Source organism: Streptomyces triticisoli, from assembly GCF_003270085.1.
Taxonomy (GTDB): Bacteria; Actinomycetota; Actinomycetes; order Streptomycetales; family Streptomycetaceae; genus Streptomyces; species Streptomyces triticisoli.
This window is the reverse complement of the sequence record NZ_QFDQ01000123.1, coordinates 1-17,362: the sequence shown is the minus strand read 5'-3', so window position 1 is coordinate 17,362 and position 17,362 is coordinate 1. Positions and strand designations below refer to the sequence as shown.

The 17,362-nt window shown below is 71.8% G+C and carries 17 protein-coding genes and 2 pseudogenes; 8 read left to right on the top strand and 11 right to left on the bottom strand.

What is annotated here, in order from left to right; genetic code table 11:
• The first annotated feature begins 190 nt into the window (after positions 1 to 190).
• Positions 191 to 1,051, top strand: a complete 861-nt coding sequence (locus tag DEP02_RS18450; RefSeq protein ID WP_112468756.1) for a glycoside hydrolase family 75 protein — start codon at positions 191 to 193, stop codon at positions 1,049 to 1,051.
• Positions 1,052 to 1,093: 42 nt separating this feature from the next.
• On the opposite strand, the gene DEP02_RS18445 is transcribed toward DEP02_RS18450, so the two are convergent.
• From DEP02_RS18445 to dhaK, 3 genes are read right to left on the bottom strand one after another with little or no spacing between them, the layout of a single operon-like run.
• Positions 1,094 to 1,519, bottom strand: coding sequence for a PTS-dependent dihydroxyacetone kinase phosphotransferase subunit DhaM (locus DEP02_RS18445; RefSeq protein WP_112468754.1), 426 nt, complete (start codon positions 1,517 to 1,519; stop codon positions 1,094 to 1,096).
• On the bottom strand, positions 1,512 to 2,126 hold the full coding sequence (gene dhaL, locus DEP02_RS18440; RefSeq protein WP_112468752.1) for a dihydroxyacetone kinase subunit DhaL: 615 nt from the start codon (positions 2,124 to 2,126) through the stop codon (positions 1,512 to 1,514). Before dhaL ends, DEP02_RS18445 begins: the two co-directional genes overlap by 8 nt.
• 46 nt (positions 2,127 to 2,172) lie before the next feature.
• Complete coding sequence (dhaK, locus tag DEP02_RS18435; protein WP_112468750.1) at positions 2,173 to 3,165, bottom strand: dihydroxyacetone kinase subunit DhaK; 993 nt, start codon at positions 3,163 to 3,165, stop codon at positions 2,173 to 2,175.
• A 678-nt stretch (positions 3,166 to 3,843) separates the two neighbouring features.
• On the opposite strand from dhaK, the pseudogene DEP02_RS18430 reads away from it, so the two are divergent.
• Positions 3,844 to 4,101: pseudogene (locus DEP02_RS18430) on the top strand (transposase); the annotation flags it as partial.
• Between the two features lie 9 nt (positions 4,102 to 4,110).
• Here the strand turns inward: DEP02_RS18430 and DEP02_RS18425 are convergent.
• Together DEP02_RS18425 and DEP02_RS18420 are read right to left on the bottom strand one after the other, a co-directional pair.
• Complete coding sequence (locus tag DEP02_RS18425) at positions 4,111 to 4,341, bottom strand: hypothetical protein (protein ID WP_112468748.1); 231 nt, start codon at positions 4,339 to 4,341, stop codon at positions 4,111 to 4,113.
• A gap of 97 nt (positions 4,342 to 4,438) precedes the next feature.
• Entirely contained in the window at positions 4,439 to 5,395 is a 957-nt protein-coding gene (locus DEP02_RS18420) for a trypsin-like serine peptidase (protein ID WP_232839175.1), read from the bottom strand.
• A 713-nt stretch (positions 5,396 to 6,108) separates the two neighbouring features.
• Here DEP02_RS18420 and DEP02_RS18415 point away from each other — a divergent pair.
• A pseudogene (locus DEP02_RS18415) lies at positions 6,109 to 6,378 on the top strand (recombinase family protein); the annotation flags it as partial.
• 116 nt (positions 6,379 to 6,494) lie between these two features.
• On the opposite strand, the gene DEP02_RS18410 reads toward DEP02_RS18415, so the two are convergent.
• Together DEP02_RS18410 and DEP02_RS18405 are read right to left on the bottom strand one after the other, a co-directional pair.
• Positions 6,495 to 7,658, bottom strand: a complete 1,164-nt coding sequence (locus tag DEP02_RS18410; RefSeq protein ID WP_112468744.1) for an amidase family protein — start codon at positions 7,656 to 7,658, stop codon at positions 6,495 to 6,497.
• A 147-nt stretch (positions 7,659 to 7,805) separates the two neighbouring features.
• Positions 7,806 to 8,273, bottom strand: a complete 468-nt coding sequence (locus DEP02_RS18405; RefSeq protein ID WP_112468742.1) for an SAM-dependent methyltransferase — start codon at positions 8,271 to 8,273, stop codon at positions 7,806 to 7,808.
• Between the two features lie 1,008 nt (positions 8,274 to 9,281).
• Here DEP02_RS18405 and DEP02_RS34075 point away from each other — a divergent pair.
• Complete coding sequence (locus DEP02_RS34075; RefSeq protein WP_112468740.1) at positions 9,282 to 9,476, top strand: hypothetical protein; 195 nt, start codon at positions 9,282 to 9,284, stop codon at positions 9,474 to 9,476.
• A 217-nt stretch (positions 9,477 to 9,693) separates the two neighbouring features.
• Entirely contained in the window at positions 9,694 to 11,124 is a 1,431-nt protein-coding gene (gene gad, locus DEP02_RS18390; protein WP_112468738.1) for a glutamate decarboxylase, read from the top strand.
• Positions 11,125 to 11,126: 2 nt separating this feature from the next.
• On the opposite strand, the gene DEP02_RS18385 is transcribed toward gad, so the two are convergent.
• Positions 11,127 to 11,405: a hypothetical protein gene (locus DEP02_RS18385; protein WP_157977484.1), complete on the bottom strand. Its 279-nt coding sequence runs from the start codon at positions 11,403 to 11,405 to the stop codon at positions 11,127 to 11,129.
• Between the two features lie 140 nt (positions 11,406 to 11,545).
• On the opposite strand from DEP02_RS18385, the gene DEP02_RS18380 reads away from it, so the two are divergent.
• A complete protein-coding gene (locus DEP02_RS18380; protein ID WP_112468734.1) occupies positions 11,546 to 12,349 on the top strand; it encodes an acetate uptake transporter in 804 nt (267 codons plus the stop codon).
• Positions 12,350 to 12,427: 78 nt separating this feature from the next.
• On the opposite strand, the gene DEP02_RS33545 is transcribed toward DEP02_RS18380, so the two are convergent.
• Positions 12,428 to 12,571 (bottom strand): hypothetical protein, encoded by a 144-nt coding sequence (locus tag DEP02_RS33545; protein ID WP_157977483.1) that lies wholly within the window; start codon positions 12,569 to 12,571, stop codon positions 12,428 to 12,430.
• A gap of 552 nt (positions 12,572 to 13,123) precedes the next feature.
• Between DEP02_RS33545 and DEP02_RS18375 the strand changes: the two genes are divergently transcribed.
• Positions 13,124 to 13,771 (top strand): DoxX family protein, encoded by a 648-nt coding sequence (locus DEP02_RS18375; RefSeq protein ID WP_112468760.1) that lies wholly within the window; start codon positions 13,124 to 13,126, stop codon positions 13,769 to 13,771.
• 80 nt (positions 13,772 to 13,851) lie between these two features.
• On the opposite strand, the gene DEP02_RS18370 is transcribed toward DEP02_RS18375, so the two are convergent.
• Together DEP02_RS18370 and DEP02_RS18365 are read right to left on the bottom strand one after the other, a co-directional pair.
• Entirely contained in the window at positions 13,852 to 14,202 is a 351-nt protein-coding gene (locus tag DEP02_RS18370) for an ArsR/SmtB family transcription factor (protein ID WP_112468758.1), read from the bottom strand.
• Positions 14,203 to 14,251: 49 nt separating this feature from the next.
• On the bottom strand, positions 14,252 to 15,979 hold the full coding sequence (locus DEP02_RS18365; protein ID WP_112468732.1) for a SulP family inorganic anion transporter: 1,728 nt from the start codon (positions 15,977 to 15,979) through the stop codon (positions 14,252 to 14,254).
• Positions 15,980 to 16,222: 243 nt separating this feature from the next.
• On the opposite strand from DEP02_RS18365, the gene DEP02_RS18360 reads away from it, so the two are divergent.
• Positions 16,223 to 17,362: GAF domain-containing protein (locus DEP02_RS18360; protein ID WP_112468730.1), on the top strand; the 1,140-nt coding region annotated here is incomplete at its 3' end.

Genomic DNA, 17,362 nt, shown 5'->3' with positions numbered 1-17,362 from the left:
CCGCTTTCGTCGCCGGTGCCGCGGCGGCGCGGGCGGCCGGGGGGCGGGCCGACCGCGGGCATGGTCCCCCGGCCGCCCGGAGGGCGTTACGGGCCATGTGACGTCCGGTCACTTAACGTGGGGCGCGTGATCGAATTCATCACCTATGAGGTGACTGTCCGTAATGTCCCCGAGGAGAGGGTTCCTCATCGTGCGTGCCAAGTCGCTGACCCTCGTCGCGGCGAGCAGCGTCCTGCTCGCTCCGACGACACTGCCCGCCCCCGCCCCCACCGAGCCTCCCCGCCCCCGTCAGGCGCCGGCGCCGGTGACCCGAGGCGCCGATGCCGGCCCTGTCCGTGCCGCCGACCTGCTGGCCATGGTGCGGCACTGCAGACCGGTCTCCCGCGGCCGTTACCGGCTCGACGCCGGCACACCCGCCACCGTTCCGGTCTGCGGGCTGCGCGGCGCGGTCTTCTGGAAGGCAGACATGGACATCGACTGCGACGGACGTCCCACCGCCCGCTGCAACCACCGCACCGACCCGCACTTCTCCCCGGGTGCGGCTTATACGCAGTCCAACGGCCACCGCCTCAACGCCGAGCGGCTGCCGTACATCGTCCTGCCCGCCGCGAGCCGCATCTGGGACCACCGCGCCCACGGCGTGGGCGGGGGGTCGGTCGCGGCCGTCGTCTACCGGGGCCGCGTGCAGTACGCGGTCGTGGGCGACATCGGGCCGCGCGGCATCATCGGCGAGGCCTCGTACGCCACCGCCCGGCGCCTGGGCATTCCCGCCGACCCCAGCACCGGCGGCGTGGGCTCGGGCGTGACCTACATCGTCTTCAAGCACTCCCGGATCGACGCCATCGAGGACCACGCGGCGGCCGTGGCGACCGGCGAACGGCTGGCGCGCCGTCTGCTCGACGGCCGGACGGCCCAGGAGAGCGGTGAGACGGCCCGGGAGAGCGGTGAGACGGCCCGGGAGAGCGAAGGGACGGCCCAGGGAAGCGGTGCGGCGGCCCGGGAGAGCGACGGGACGGCCCAGGGGAGCGGCGAGACGGCGCGGGAGCGATGACCCGTGTCGCCGTCATACGCCTCGTACGCCCCCGGCCGCCGCTCACACCTTCCGGTAGCCGTACGCCTCCGTCGCCGCCGCCTCCACCGCGTCGAGGTCGGCTCCCGCCGCCGCCGTGACCACCGCGGCCACCGCGCCCTCCACGAACGGGGCGTCCAGCAGGCGGGTGTTGCCCGGCAGCTCGTCGCCCTCGGCGAGCAGCGTCTTCACGGTGAGCACCGCACTGCCGAGGTCGGTGAGGACGGCCACCCCGGCACCCCGGTCCACGGACGCGGCCGCCGCGGAGACCAGCTCGGCGCTGGTGCCCAGCCCGCCGCCCTCCCGGCCGCCGGCCGGAGCCACCAGCACCCCCGCGGCCCCGCCGGCCAGCCCCTTCGCCAGCTCGGCCACCGACGCCGCCACCTCGGCGCTGTGCGAGACCAGCACGATCCCGACGATCTTGTCGTCACTCGCCCTGCCGTCACTCATGTCGGGCCTCCACCGCGGCGGCTTCGCCGAGTGCCGCGATCAGCAGGGCGGACGACGTGGCACCCGGGTCCTGGTGCCCGATGCTGCGCTCGCCCAGGTAACTCGCCCGGCCCTTGCGGGCCAGCAGGGGCGTGGTCGCCTCGGCACCCTCCTCGGCGGCGGCGCGCGCCGCCGCGAAGCCGTCACCGAGCGCGTCCACGGCCGGCACCAGCGCGTCCACCATCGTCTTGTCGCCCGGCGCGGCCCCGCCCAGCGTCATGACCCCGTCCACACCGGCCCTGAGCGCCTCGGCCAGCTGCTCCTCGCTCACCTCGGCGGCGTCCCCGAGCGCCTTGCCGGTACGGCGCAGCAGCGTCCCGTACAGCGGCCCCGACGCACCGCCGACCGTCGAGATCAGCCGGCGCCCGGCGAGGACCAGGATCGCGCCGGGCGTGTCCGGGGCCTCCTTCTCCAGCGTGGCCCGCACGGCCGTGAACCCGCGCTGCATGTTGGTGCCGTGGTCGGCGTCCCCGATGGGCGAGTCGAGGGCGGTGAGCCGTTCCGCCTCGCGGTCCACGGACGCGGCGGTCGCCGTCATCCAACGGCGGAAGAAGTCGGCGTCGAGCACTGGATCTCCCTGGCGTGGTAGGTCGGGTGGAGACGGTCTCCAGGGCTCACATGCCCCAGCGCAGGCCCGGCGTACTCACCGGCGCGTCCCACAGGCGCAGCAGCTCCTCGTCGACCTGGCAGAGGGTGACCGAGGCACCCGCCATGTCCAGCGAAGTGACGTAGTCGCCGACCAGCGTGCGGGCGACGGCCACACCCCGCTCGGCGAGCACCCGGTGCACCTCGGCGTTGAAGCCGTACAGTTCGAGCAGCGGGGTCGCGCCCATGCCGTTGACCAGCAACAGCACGGGGTTGCTCGGGTGCAGGTCCTCCAGGATCGCGTGCACCGCGAAGTCGGCGATCTCGCCCGAGGTCATCATCGGCCGCCGCTCCCGGCCCGGCTCCCCGTGGATGCCGATGCCCAGCTCCAGCTCGCCGGCCGGAAGGTCGAAGGTGGGGGTGCCCTTGGCCGGTGTGGTGACCGCGCTCAGCGCGACGCCGAAGCTGCGGGAGCTGTCGTTGACCTGCCGGCCGATCGCCTCCACCCGCTCCAGCGGCTGCCCCTCGTCGGCCGCCGCACCCGCGATCTTCTCCACGAACAGCGTCGCGCCGGTGCCGCGCCGCCCCGCCGTGTACAGGCTGTCGGTCACCGCCACGTCATCGTTGACCAGGACTTTCGCGACCTGGATGCCCTCGTCCTCGGCGAGCTCGGCCGCCATGTCGAAGTTGAGCACGTCCCCGGTGTAGTTCTTCACCACGAACAGCACACCTGCCCCGCTGTCCACGGCCGCCGCGGCCCGCAGCATCTGGTCGGGCACCGGCGAGGTGAAGACCTCCCCCGGGCAGGCCGCCGAGAGCATTCCGGGTCCCACGAATCCGCCGTGCAGCGGTTCGTGCCCCGACCCGCCGCCGGAGACGAGGGCGACCTTCCCGGCCACGGGCGCGTCCCGCCGTACCACCACCCGGTTCTCCACGTCGACCGTCAACTCGGGATGGGCGGCTGCCATACCTCGCAGTGCGTCCGCGACCACGGTCTCGGCGACGTTGATGAGCATCTTCATGGATACCTCCCAGTGATCTTAGCGAATGTGGCCGCGACCTGCATTTCTGCTGGTCAGGGAACATAAGGGCTGTCGTTGATCTTGGCGGTCCATGGCGGTCGAAAGCGGTGTCCGGCGGTACTGATGCTGACCTAATGCTGACTTTACTGACGGGCCATCAGGAAACTCGGGCGGGCGGGCACGGGGAGGCCGGAGCGCTCCTACCGGCAGTATCGACCCTGCGGCAGCGAAGGTCACCTGCGGCGACTGCACGGGCGAACGAGGGAACGGGCGTCCACGGGCTTACCGGCCCGCTTGGTCGAGTGGTGAATCCCGGTGCGGCGGAGGGGCTCATCCGCCGGATGGCGGCCGAATCGTGGCCTCTCGTCTGCTGGGGACGGACTGGCCTGCGAGGTGCCGGCCGCGATGATCTACGCCGCTGCCTCCGGCCGCACCTGGGGATCACTGCCGCGGGTGTCGGAGCCGCCTCGCCGGGCTGTCTACAGCGCTTCGCCCTTGCCAGGACAGGGATGAGAGCGACCTGGCTTCACGGCGTTTTCCCCGACGAACCTGGTAGCCGCAAGCTTCGACGTGCCTTCCGCTCCAAGCGTGCGTTGATGGACCGACGCATAGATTCTTTGTCCGCTGATGGCGCACGAGTGTGATACCCGCTGACGCGCAGGAACGGAGGTGGGTCGCGGAGTCAGTCCCATCGAGTACTCGTCGGGCCGTCGGACCTCGCGTCGGCTCAACCATGGCGGCGACCGGCAGGCGAACGCGGCCCTGCACCGCATCGTGTTCACCTGCCTGCGCCACGACCCGCGCACCCAGGCGTACTACGAACGCTGCACCCAGGAGGGCAAGACCCGACATGAGATCATCCGTTGCCTGAAACGATATGCCGCCCGCGAGGTCTTCAACCTGGTCAGAATGGTACCCAGCACCCCCTCGTTATAGGGGCGTCCGTTACTCCTCGTGCGGCATGGGCGCCGGTTCGGCCTCCTCCATGCGGCGGTCGGTCCAGTACTCCTCCACGTCGCGCTGGTCGTGCTGAACCTCGGAGGTCGATGTGTCGCCCCCGGGCTCAGGCGGAGAGGCGGGGGACTCGGACGTGTCCTGACGGAGTGCGACGACGGTGGCCACAGCCGCAGCGACGCCTGCGGTGACGACGAGGGCGCGGATGCCGGAGCGCTTCATGGGCGACCTCCTTGGCGAGTGGGGAGCCGTACGGGAACGGCGCTCACCCCGCCACGCTACTGGCTGTGCGGCGGGGTGAACACCGATCCGCTGGATGTCAGGTGACGGAGCCCTGGTCGTCGAACATCTGCTTGACGCTGTCGCCGAAGTAGGAACTCCGGTTCACGCCGGCGGAGTCGACGGTGCTCGTGACCCCGTTGGTCTGGCCCAGCCCCGAGGACTGGTTGAACACGCGCATCCACGGGCCGCCGCTGGAGCCGCCGCCGAAGTTGCAGCCAAGCGCCAGCTTGCCGCCGGAGTCCGAGGTCCGGCCCTCGCAGTACCACTGGACCTCGCCGTTGTCCTTGTTGCCCGGGTAGCCGTTGATCGTGATGTCCTGCTCCCGCGAGTAGTTCCAGCTCAGCCCGTTGCCGCCGGTGCGGTTGACAAGCTTGTCGCTGCCCTGTGGCCAGGTCGTCACCATGGCGACGTCCCAGTTGAGGTTGCCGTCGTTGATCCAGCCGTTGAAGGTACGCATCTGCTTGGCGACGAAGGTGCCATAGGGTCTGTCGCCGTTGCGGTACTGGGGGACATACATCCAGTTCTTCATCCAGTTACCGCCGTTTCCCTCGTGCACGCAATGGCCCGCGGTGATCGCCATCTGCTTCGAGTTGCTGTTGAGGGCGCTCGCGGAGCAGACGTAGTTCTTGCCGTCACTCGGCTTGGTGAAGAAGACTTTGCCGGCGACGGAGGTCTCGACGATCTTCGTGCGTATCTCGCCTGAGGGGGCCGCGGCCGGGGTGGACCCGGGCGGGCCACTGGGCTGCTCCGCGGTGCCCGACGATCTCTTGGCGCCAGTGTCCTCCGGAGTCAACGGGATGGCGTTCCGCATGCGTTCGGGCGTCCAGTACTCCTCCACGTCCTCGGCGGCGCGTAAGGTGTCGATCCGGGCGCCGTCGACCGTGAAGGCCGAGGAGGCGGTGGTCGAGCCGGCGTCCTGCGCCGGCTCCGGCTGGGCGGAGGCGGGCGCGACGGTCGCGAGGACGACCACGGCGGCTGCAGGCAGGGAGAGCAAAACGTGCCGAAATAGGCGCACTTGCGTTCACCTTTCGAAGTCAGAGTCACTCTGCGGCGCGCAACACGCTAAGTCCGCGGGACCGCTCGCGGAAGAGCGCCCGGTCTGAACACGAGGCAACTACCCCTGTGTAAAGAGCGGTTGGGGTGCCATGTGCACCGGGAACGGCCGCCGGGCGGTCGCGGTGAGACGTAGGGCACGGGCGACGAGTTGCCTCCTCCGTGCACGACTGCATCGCAACTAAACGGACAACCGACAACCGCTCCTGCCTGCCCTGGAAACTGGGCGAGATGATCACAGGCGAGCTGACCGGTGCACCCGTGGGCTGGAGCATGAACGGCCTTGTGCAACACACGACTTCTGCGCCGGCCTTCACGACAACCCGCTGAGGGGAAGGCGGGAGGTTCCACCCCACCGCCGCCCCGGTGACCCTGGCAACGGCTTCAAGAAGGCGGTCGAGTAGGAACCAGGCAGAGAACGCAGTTTGGTGTCACATCATGTGACACCCGAACCACTGCGCTGCCGTGGTGACCGCCTGGGTGCCGATCGAATGGCATCTGGGGGCGGAATTGGTCGTTTCCGCCCCCCTGGGCCGCTCCAACGCGGCAAGGACGGCAAAAGGGTGTAAATCTTGCATTCCGGGGCCCTGATCCAATGGATTCCAATCCGCACTTGCGCCTCCCCGTTCCGCCTCCCTGTGGCGTTTCTTGATCGTGACGTCGACCGGCGGGAGGCCGGAAACCGTGACTGACCGCCTGTACCTGCGGCACTCCACCGACAAGCAGACAAACGCCCGCCAGCGGCACGCGCTCGGCAAGCTCATCGAGGGCGGCGTCCCCGTGTACGAGGATCCGGCGACCTCCAGCCGGGTGCTCTCCCTGTACCGGCCCGGCTTCAAGCAGCTGCTCGGCGAGGCGGCCGTCGGCTGCATGATTCGGATCGTCGACGCCACCCGGCTGTTCCGGTCCATCGCCGACGTCTTGGCCCTGCGGTCCATCGCCGACGTCCTGGCCCTGCGATCCGTCCCCATCCGGCGAGGCCTGCACCTCCGGCTCGGCGCCGGTCAGTTCCTCGTACAGGTCGGCCGGTTGTTCCTGCACTACGGCGTGGCGGTGCCAAGGCGGGTGGCGCGGTCGGCGATGTCGAGGAGCTGTCGCTCGTCGTGGCGGCGGGTCACGAGCTGGAGGCCGACCGGTGCTCCCTGGAGAGTGGTTCCTGCCGGGAGGCTGAGGGCCGGATGCCCGCTGATGTTGAACGACCAGGTCAGGGCGACGCTCATCCGTCGCCCCGGGCCGTGGTGGCCGTGCGGGGGGTGGGGGGTGGTGGGCGTGAGGAGGAGGTCGGCTCGCTGGAAGCAGTCGCGCAGCCGCTCTTCGTTGGTGGTCACGGCCCTGCCGGCGTCGGGGGAGGACGGCGATCCTGTGCGCAGGGCCGTCCAGGCGGGGGCGGGGTCGGCGAGCGTCGGGTCGGGGCCTTCGGCCAGGGTGAGCAGTCCGGCCTCGGCGAGGCGTTCGGCCGCGCGACGGGCGACGGCGGCGATGGCGGGATCGGTGTCCGCGTATCCCAGAGTGGCCGACCAGATCGCGGTGAGCGGGTACGCGGGACGGGGGGCCGTCACCGGCGGCTCGTCGACCGCGTCGAGGTAGGCGAGGGCGTCCGGTGGGGTGCGGACGAGGACGCCGGGGGTGTTCAGGCCCGCTCGGTCGCGCGCGGGGAGCCGGCCGTTGGTGGGTTTGAATCCGACGGTGCCGCACCAGGCGGCGGGGATGCGCACGGATCCGGCACCGTCGGATCCGCTGGCGAGGGGGACCAGGCCGGCGGCGACCGCGGCCGCCGACCCCGCGGAGGAGCCGCCGGGTGACCACGCCGGGTCGAGCGGGTTGCGGGTGGGGCCCCGGTCGGTGTGCCCGTACGTCTGCCAGCCGCGGCCGGTGCGCGGCACCGAGGTGGCGCCGACCGGCACGCATCCGGCGGCCGCCAGCCGGGTGTTCTGATAGGAGCCGGGGCCTTCGCTCGCCTTGACGCCGATCGGCACGCCCGCCAGCGGCAGCCGGGCGCCGCGGGCGAGCCGCGCGTCGACGCCGGCGGCGCGGGTGAGGGCCTGCTCGGCCCAGACCTCGGTGAACGCGCGCAGGTCATCGTCGCGTTCGCTGATGCGGGCCAGGGCGGCGGTGACGACGTCGACGGCCGTCAGCTCGCCGTGCCGCACGTGATGGGCGATGTCCAGGGCGGACAGGGCCGCGTACTCGCTGGTGGTGATCATCGTCGTCCTCCTTCGGCCTCAGCGCGCCGGCCCACCGCGCCGCTTGCTGTCGCTTGGGGTCCGGGCGTGGACCGGGCTGGGGGCGGAGGCGGCATCGGCGCCCTGCCCGCCCGGCGGCGGCGTGGGAATTCCGCCCCCAGACCCCGCTTACGGCTGGAAGTACTCCGACATCAGGCGGCTGACCCATTCCGGCTGCTCGACGTTCACCGGGCAAAACTCCGCCAAGGCCGGCTTCAGGTCGATGACCGGGGTGCCGGAGACCGCGTCGAGGCCCACCACCGTCAGTTCGCGGCCGTGGACGGACTCGATGGCGCAGCACGTCGACCCGATGCGGTTCGGTCTGCGGGGGCCGCGGCCGGCGAAGACGCCGACGGGCGGGAGATCGGAGCGTCCGCGGTAGGGACGGGGTTCACGGTAGTCGTCGAGTTCCGGGAACTGGTCGAAGACGAAGAGGACTTCCACGTGGGAGAAACCCTCCAGGCCCTGGAGGCACGCCTCGCCGAAGCGCTCGTCGATGGTGATCGTGCTGCGGACGGCACCCCAGTTGTCCGTGTGCTGGACGTCCGTCCGGTCGTTCCGGACCGTACCTATCGGTGTGATCTCGAAGCTCGGCATGGCCAGAGGCTATCCCCACCGCGCCCATGCCGGCGTCGAGGCGATCGGCACCGCCATGGACCAGTCCCTGACCCGCCGACGAACCCGCATCCAACGATCAGCAGCAAACTTCACCCGTACCGCTCAGGCCGTGTTGCGAAAGTACGTGCGGCGGCGGACCCCAACGGCCGTGTGGTCAATGTTCTGAGCCACCGCTGACGCTTCCGGTGCCACGAGGACGGTGCCGGCTCACAGCCACTCGTTGAGGACCTCGACCAGCACTTTCACAACAGACCCCAGGCGCGTATCGAGTCGTGAGCAATCTGCGGGATTCGCCCTCGCGGCGGGGTCCGGAGCGGGAGACCTTCTTGCATGCCGTGAGTGCAACCGGTGGAGGAATCCGGAGGGGTTCGAAGCCTGCGCGGCCGGGCATCTGGCGCTTGAGCATCTTGATGCGGTTTGACATGGGCCTTCCACGACACCGGAGTTCCCGGGCAGGGTCAGGCCCGCGGCGACGGCGGCAAGGTCGCGTTCGAGGTGTTGGGCGGACCGGCTGGGACGGGGCGGGCCGGTAGCGGTCGGTCGCCTCGGGATCGCTCCACGGCCGCAGCTCAGCGCCGACCGGCGCCCGGGCCCGCTGCGGGTTCCGGTACATCGCCACGCCGTGCTGTTCGGCCAGCCGGGCGGCGAACAGCCGCTGCAACTGCGGCCGCATGACGGTGCGGAGGCGCGCTCCGCTGTCGTCCGCGAGGGCATCGGCCACGATGCGCTGCCACCCGCCGGGCGCCGGGGTCCGGCTGCCCAGCGGGCGCACCGGCCTGCGGTGTCCGCCGTCCTGGGCGGCACCGCCCGCGGCATAGCGCCCCAGGGCCAGCGCAACAGCGGTGATGAGAGCGAGGCCGGTGGCGGCCGCGGCGGCACCGTCGGCCAGGGCGAGCAGGGGGATGGGGGGGGGGGGGGGGGGGGGGGGGGGGGGGGGGGGGGGGGGGGGGGGGGGGGGGGGGGGGGGGGGGGGAGCCGGAAGGACCCGTGGCCGTCACCGTGGCTGCTGCCGGACGGACCGAACTGGTGCAGGACCGGCATGAGCAGCGGGAGGACCAGCGGTGCGGCCAGCAGGACGCGGTCCACGCTGTCCACCAACCGCTGTTCCACCGGGTTGAGTTCCTTGCAGGCGCTGACCTGCTCCAGGTGCTTCCCGCGCAGTGCGATGCCGCCGAGGAGTGACAGCAGGGCGAGGCCGAGCACGAGGGCGGGGTTGCCGCCGAGCGGCCCGCGGCCCTTGACGAACAGACCCGTTCCGGGGTGCAGCAGCAGTGCTCCCAGGGCCGTTCCGCCTCTGCCGGGTTCGCGGCTCGTGGCCGGGGAACCCCGGAGAGGGCCGTACCGACCGGCGCATCCGGAAGAACGCCATGGCGGCCGGCGCAGAGAGGGCGGAACACGTATGACTGTGAGGCAGCCCCGTGAGAACCACGGAGAGAGCCGGGACCTGGAGGTCAACCCGATCTTCAGCCGGGAGCCCGTCCGGGTGCCGCGGTACGCGATGCCGGACGGGGAGATGGAGCCGGACACCGCCTACCAGGTGGTGCACGACGAGCTGATGCTCGACGGCAACGCCCGGCAGAACCTGGCGACGTTCGTCTCCACCTGGGCCGAACCGCAGGCCCGGCGGCTGATGGACGAGTGCGCCGAGAAGAACATGATCGACAAGGACGAGTATCCGCAGACCGCGGAGCTCGAGACCCGGTGCGTCCACATGCTCGCCCGGCTGTGGCACGCCGAGGATCCGCGCCACGCGACGGGGTGCTCGACGACCGGGTCGAGCGAGGCGGCGATGCTGGGCGGGCTGGCTCTCAAACGGCGCTGGCAGCACAGGCGTCGCGCGGAGAGCAGGCCGGCCGACCGGCCCAACCTTGTCATGGGCATCAACGTCCAGATCTGCTGGGACAAGTTCGCCGACTACTTCGAGGTCGAGCCCCGCTACGTGCCGATGGAGGGGGACCGCTACCACCTCACCCCCGAGAAGGCGGTCGAACTGTGCGACGAGAACACCATCGGGGTCGTCGCCGTGCTCGGTTCCACCTTCGACGGCAGCTACGAGCCCGTCGCCGGCATCGCCGCCGCCCTGGACGACCTCCAGTCCCGCACCGGACTGGACATCCCCGTCCACGTCGACGGCGCGTCCGGAGGGATGGTCGCCCCGTTCCTCGACCCGGACCTGAAGTGGGACTTCCGCCTGCCGCGGGTCGCCTCCATCAACACCTCCGGCCACAAGTACGGCCTGGTCATGCCGGGGGTCGGCTGGGCAGTGTGGCGCAACAAGGACGCCCTCCCCGACGACCTGGTCTTCCACGTCAACTACCTCGGCGGCGACATGCCGACCTTCGCCCTGAACTTCTCCCGGCCCGGCGCCCAGGTCGTCGCCCAGTACTACAACTTCCTGCGGCTGGGCTTCGACGGCTACCGGCGGGTTCAGCAGACCTGCCGCGACGTCGCCACCCGGCTGGCCGCCGAGATCGCCGAGCTCGGCCCGTTCGAACTGATCACCGACGGCAGCGCGATCCCGGTCTTCGCCTTCCGGGTGCGCGAGGGCATCGATCACTTCAGCGTCTTCGACGTCTCCGCCGCGCTGCGCGAACGCGGCTGGCTGGTGCCCGCGTACACCTTCCCCAAGGACCGGACCGACCTGGCCGTCCTGCGCATCGTGGTCCGCAACGGCTTCAGCCACGATCTGGCCGACCTGCTCCTCCAGGACCTGCGTCGCGCCCTGCCCCGGCTGGACGAACAGCGCGAGCCGCACCGCGACGCCGACGACGCCGGCGGCTTCGCCCACGGCGCGGAGACCAAGGATCCGCGCCACCCCGGCCGCCACTGACTTCAGGCCGCCACCGCCCCGCCGACCCGCGCCCGCCGACACCCGCGACGGGCCGGCTGTCCGGCGAGGCCGAGCAGGAAACCCATGTGCCGCCCGTTCGGCCTCAGCGGCGTGGCCGCCACCCCGCCGTCCACCTCGCTCACCCCGACGCACTGCCCCAGGGCGGCGGGCGGCGGGAGCGGATCGTGCCGGCGGCCAAGGCGTACCAGCAGACCCAGCAGACCGACCACATCGGCACATCCCTCGCTGGTGACGCGCTGCCCGCGTGGAAGGCCGGTCACCTGCCCGGAACCGTGATTGCGGAGAGTATCCCGACATGCGCACCAGGTGTCCCTGGTGTTTCCTGGAACGGTCCCCGGCCGCGCGATACGCGACATGCGGATCGGCGGGCCTGCCGGGCCCCCTGAAGGAGTCACCTGTCATGACCGAATACTCGGGAGAGCGACCGCCGTCCGGATCACCGGCTGTGCCGGGGCGGGGAGGAGCGTCCCGGTCGCCGTCCGAGCCGTCGGTCGACGGGGCGGAGAGCTACGAGGCGTGGCTCGGCCGCAGCCGTATGGTGCTCACCCCGATCGCCGCACCGTCGATCCTGGGGTTGTTCGGCTTCGCCTCCTCGACGTTCATGGTGGCGTCCAACCTGGCCGGGTGGTGGGGCAACACCCTCGTGTCGCCGGTCATCCTCGCCCCGCTGGTCATCTTCTTCGGCGGCCTGGCCCAGCTGGCGGCCGGCATGTGGGCCTACCGGGCACGCGACGCCGTGGCCACGGCCATGCACGGCACCTGGGGAGCGTTCTGGCTCGCCTGGGGCATGACGCAGCTGATGGTGGCCAACGGCCTGCTGCCCCTGGACACCACGCTCAGCCAGGCGTTCGGCTTCTGGTGGATCGTCCTCGCCGTGACCACCATCTTCGGCGCGCTCGCCTCGTTCGGGCGGAATCTGGGCATGTTCCTGGTCCTCGGCCTGCTCGCCGCGGGCTCGGCGCTGCTCGCGGCCGGCATCCTCGGCGCGGTCCGCGGCCTGGTGCAGACCGGGGGCTGGGTGCTGATCGCCTCCTCGGCCGCGGCCTGGTACACGGCGGGCGCGATGATGCTGGAGGAGTCCTACGGGGGCCGGGTCATCCTGCCGCTGGGCCGGTGGAGCCTGCGCGGGAACCTGCCCGGCCACAAGGAGACCCGGCCGATCGAGTACGCCGGAGGCATGCCCGGCGCCAAGGTCGGCCAGTGACCCGGCTCCGGTGTGCCCGAGCCGGGCGCCCGCCTGCCCTCGCTCCCGCTGTGTCTGTGGATGTGCCCGCGGAACCGTTCATTCCTCGGTGGTGGGCCGGCCCGGGGCGGCCCTGTCACGCGGGCGGTGGGCGAACCCGGACACCGCCTGCCCGAGCCTGCCGGGCACCACATGGCCGGGACCGGCGTCGAAACCCGACTCGCCGAGCATGTCCTTGACCACCTGCAGGGCTGTGCGGTTGCGGTGGGGGAGTGCCTTCCCGCAGGGCGGTCATCCACTTGGTGACCTGGTCCTTCTTGACCTTCGACGGCAGCGGCGGCTCATACGGGCCCACGACGCGTTCCACGATGACCGGGCCGGCACCGGCGCACCATGGCGCCGGCACACATCCAGCGCCGCCGGCACGTCCTCCGTGTGCCGCGGGACGACGACCCCGATCGGTACCTGCCGGAACACCGGTGCGTCGCAGGCGTGGAGCGCGCGGCTCCCCGGGGTGAAGCGCACCTCCCCGTCGACCGCGCGACGCAGCTCACGGGCCGGCGGCAGTGTGTCCGGCCGGGGAGGGCCCGCGTCCTGGTCCGCGGCCGGCCCCGGACGGGAGCGGACTGCTGAACGGGCCTTGGCAACAAGGACGTTCGGCCCTGAGAGTGGGGCCGCGCAGCCCCTGCGGGCCCGGCCGTGACCGCGGGACATTGGTAGCGCACCGAGAACGACCGATATCCCGTGACCGTCCCGCGGACACCCGGCGGGACTCCCTTGGAGGGGATGGACATCATGGCCGTGCACAGCCACTCGCACCACCACACCGGCTCGCGCCTTTCGTTCCTGCGCAAGCCCCGTACGGCTTCCGCGCCCGACACGGCGGCGCCCAAGGCCACTGCGGCGCCCGAGGCCGGCGCGACGACCGCGTTCGGCGCCCACGCCCTGGCGGGGCTGCGGGTGCTGCTCGGGTTCGTCTTCCTGTGGGCGTTCCTCGACAAGACGTTCGGCCTCGGCTACGCGACCCCGTCCGGCAAGGGCTGGATCGACGGCGGCTCGCCGACCAAGGGCTTCCTCAGCTCGGTCGCCGTCGGGCCCATGGAGTCCACCTTCCACTCCTGGGCCGGCGCGACGTGGGCCAACTGGCTGTTCATGCTCGGCCTGCTCGGCATAGGCGTCGCGCTGATCGCGGGGATCGGGCTGCGGTTCGCCGCGGTGGCCGGCACCGCGATGATGGCGCTGATGTGGATGGCCGAATGGCCACCCGCCCAGCACCTGTCCGACGGCTCGCCGAGCATGTCGACGAACCCGTTCGCCGACTACCACCTCCTCTACGCCGTCGCCCTGATCGTCCTCGCGGCAACGGGCGCCGGCGCCACCTGGGGGCTCGGCCGGCTGTGGGCGCGCCTGCCCTTCGTCAGCCGGAACCGCTGGCTGCTGTGACAGCCACCTCACCCGGACCCGGGGCCCCACCGCCACCCGCGGTGGGGCCCCGGCCGTATGCCGCCGGGCCGGTTCACCGGTCAGCCGGACGGCGGGCCCCCGCCCTGGGACGCGCGCAGGTCGGCCAGCATCTCCGCCTGGCCCGCCAGGACTCCGGACAGGATCGTCCGCGCCACCCGCAGCAGTTCGGCCACGTGAGGATCGGTCAGCGAGTAGTGGACGGTCGAGCCCTGCTTGCGGGAGACGACCAGGCCGGCCCGGCGCAGCACGGCCAGCTGCTGGGAGAGGGCGGCGGGTTCGATGCCCACCTCGGGCAGCATCTCGGCCACCGCGTGCTCGCGCTCGCTGAGCAGCTCCAGGACGCGGATGCGTGCGGGATGGCCGAGCGTCTTGAAGAACTCGGCCTTGAGTTGGTAAAGCGGCGTGGTCACCATTGCTTCGTCCTGGCTCTGCTGTGCGTCGCGACAGGCGGTAACAACATCAAGAATTGCGCAGCTGTGCAATTCCGCGGGCGGGCTGGGGAGCGTCCGACGGCCGCAGCACGCCGGCCGTCTCCAGATGCTCGCGCGCGGCCCGGATCGCCTCGGGTGTGGTGGCGTACTCCCCGCCCTTGCGGTGCAGCAGCTCCAGCGCGCCGACGGAGTCGAGGACCTGACGCTGGCCGGGGCGTATGCCGGAGGCCAGGACGACGATGCCGCGCCGGTTCAGTTTCTCCACGGCGTCCTTGAGCACCAGGGCACCGGTGGCGTCCATGGTGGAGATGCGGGACATCCGCAGGATCACCACGCGCACGTCGGCCACCTCGCTCAGCTCCAGCAGGAAGCGGTGGGCGCCGGCGAAGAACAGCGGCCCGTCGATGCGGTAGGCCACGATGTGCTCGGCGAGCAGGGCGTGCTCCTCACCGCTGTGGTCGCCGCGGTCCAGCGGCATCTGGTCGAGGCGGGCCTGACGGGCCACGGCGCGCAGCGCGAGGGCGCCGGCCACGAGGAGGCCGATGACGACGGCCTGGACCAGGTCCAGGACCAGCGTGGCCAGAGCGGTCAGCACGAGGATCGCCGCGTCCGAGCGGGTCGCCTTCGCCATGGCCCGCAGCGAGCCGACCTCGACCATGCGGACCGCGGTCGCCAGCAGTACGCCCGCCAGGGCGGCCAGCGGGATCCGGGACACCAGCGGGGCGGCGGCGAAGACGATCACCGCGAGGACGGCGGCGTGGCTGAGGGAGGAGAGCCGCGAGCCGGCGCCGGTGCGGACGTTGACGGCGGTCCGGGCGATCGCGCCGGTCGCCGGCACCCCGCCGAAGAGCGGGGAGGCGATGTTGGCCAGCCCCTGCCCGAACAGCTCCCGGTCCGGGTCGTGCCGGCGGCCCACCGTCATGCCGTCGGCGACCGAGGCCGACAGCAGGGACTCCAGCGCGGCCAGCGCGGCGACCGCCACCGCCGGGGCGAGCAGCGAACCGAGCGCGCCGGGGTCGAGGAAGGCCAACGACGGCGCGGGCAGCCCGGAGGGCAGGTCACCGATCGGCCGCGCCCCGTCCAGACCGGCCACCTGAACGGCGACGGTCGCCGCGATCACGGCGAGGATGGAGAACGGCACGGTCGGCCGCCACCGCGCCCCCACGAGCATGACCGCGGCGACCGCGGCGGCGCAGCCGAGCGCCGTCCAGTTCGGGTGCCGTACGAACTCCTCCAGCGCCCGCCAGGCGACGACGAGCACCCGGTCGCCCTCGGGCTGGGCCACCCCGAGCGCGTTCGGGATCTGCTGCAGACCGATCACGCAGGCGATGCCCAGGGTGAAGCCCTCCACCACGGGAGCGGGCACGTACCGCATGTACTTCCCGGCCCGCAGCACGGCCAGGGCGACCAGCATCACCCCGGCCATCAGCCCGACCGTGAGCACCCCGGGGGCGCCGTACCGGGCGACGATCGGCACCAGCACCACCGTCATGGCGCCGGTGGGCCCGGACACCTGGAAGTCGGAACCGCCGAACAGAGCGGCGAGCGCGCCCGCGACCACCGCGGTGGCCAGCCCCGCCTCGGCGCCGAGCCCGGAGGAGACGCCGAAGCCGAGGGCGAGCGGCAGGGCGACGATCGCCACGGTCAGACCGGCGAGCAGGTCGCGGCGAGGGCTGCGGCCCATACCGGCCAGATCGGCCCGCGACGGCAGCAGGGACACGATCCGGGACCGGCCCCGGCTGAGTACGGACGTCATCAAGCGGCGACCTCGGCTTTCTCTCTACGGCTCTGCCCACGACTCCACGGGCAGGGGGAAACGGCTCCACGGACAAGGGAACTATCCTATGATCTACGAAATTGCAGAAATTTGCAATTGCGCGAATCGTTCGGGTCATGTCGATCGCCGTGATGATCCCGTGTCCTGCCCGTGTCGCAGCCGCTACTGTGTCAGGTGAGCGGAACGGGATGCGTCACTTCGTGGGGGCTTGGAGGATCACCGGTGGGAAGCTCCGAGGAGTCCGGGGAGGCCCGTGTGCGGCTGCCGCAGCTGCGGCTGGACGAGCTGTTGGAGGAGTTGCAGGCACGCCTGGACGCCGCCCGCGGAACCCGGGACCGGGTGCACAGCCTGCTGGAGGCGGTGCTCTCCGTCGGCCGGGAGCTGGACCTGGAGCAGGCGCTGTACAGCATCGTGGACGCGGCGGCGACACTCGTCGACGCGGAGTACGCGGCGCTGGGCGTGATCGGTCCGGACGGCAGACGGCTGTCGGCGTTCCACACCGTCGGGGTCGGCGAGGAGGTCATCGCCAAGATCGGCCCGTACCCGGAGGGGCACGGCATCCTCGGTGAGCTGATCCGCCATCCGGAACCGCTGCGGCTGCCGAAGCTGTCGGAGCACCCCTCGTCGTACGGCTTCCCGGCCCACCACCCGCCGATGAACAGCTTCCTCGGCGTCCCGATCCGGGTGCGGAACCAGGTCTTCGGCAACCTGTACCTGACCGAGAAACGGGGTGGGCTGGAGTTCGACGAGGAGGACGAGTCGGTCCTGTCCACGCTCGCGGTGGCGGCGGGTGTCGCCATCGACAACGCGCGGCTGTACGAGGAGTCCCGGCTGAGGGAGCGCTGGCTGCGGGCGAACGCGGAGATCACCCACAGCCTGATGTCGGGCGCCGCCCAGGCGGACGTGCTCAAACTGATCGCCGAGCGTGCGCGTGAGATCACGGGCGCGGCGCTGGCGGTGATGTCGACACCGGTGAAGGGCACCGACACGCTCACGGTGGAACTGGCCATCGGCCCGCAGGCGGAGGCGCACCGCGGTCTGGTCCTGCCCGTGGAGGGCACCCTCACCGGGGAGGCGTTCGCCGGCGGCGCGCCGGTGAGCAGCCGGGACGTCGCCCACGATCCGCGGGTCTCGGCCGGCCCGCCGCGGTTCGCCGGGCTGGGCCCGGCCGTCGCCGTGCCCATCGGGGCCTCGGGCGACCATGTCCAAGGGGTGGTCCTGCTGGCCCGGGAGGCCGGTGCGGGCGACTTCTCGGAGAAGGAACTGGAGCCGCTGCGGGGCTTCGCCGCGCAGGCCGCCCTCGCCATGGAGCTGGCCGAGCGCCGCCAGGACGCCGAGCAGATCGCCCTGCTGGAGGACCGC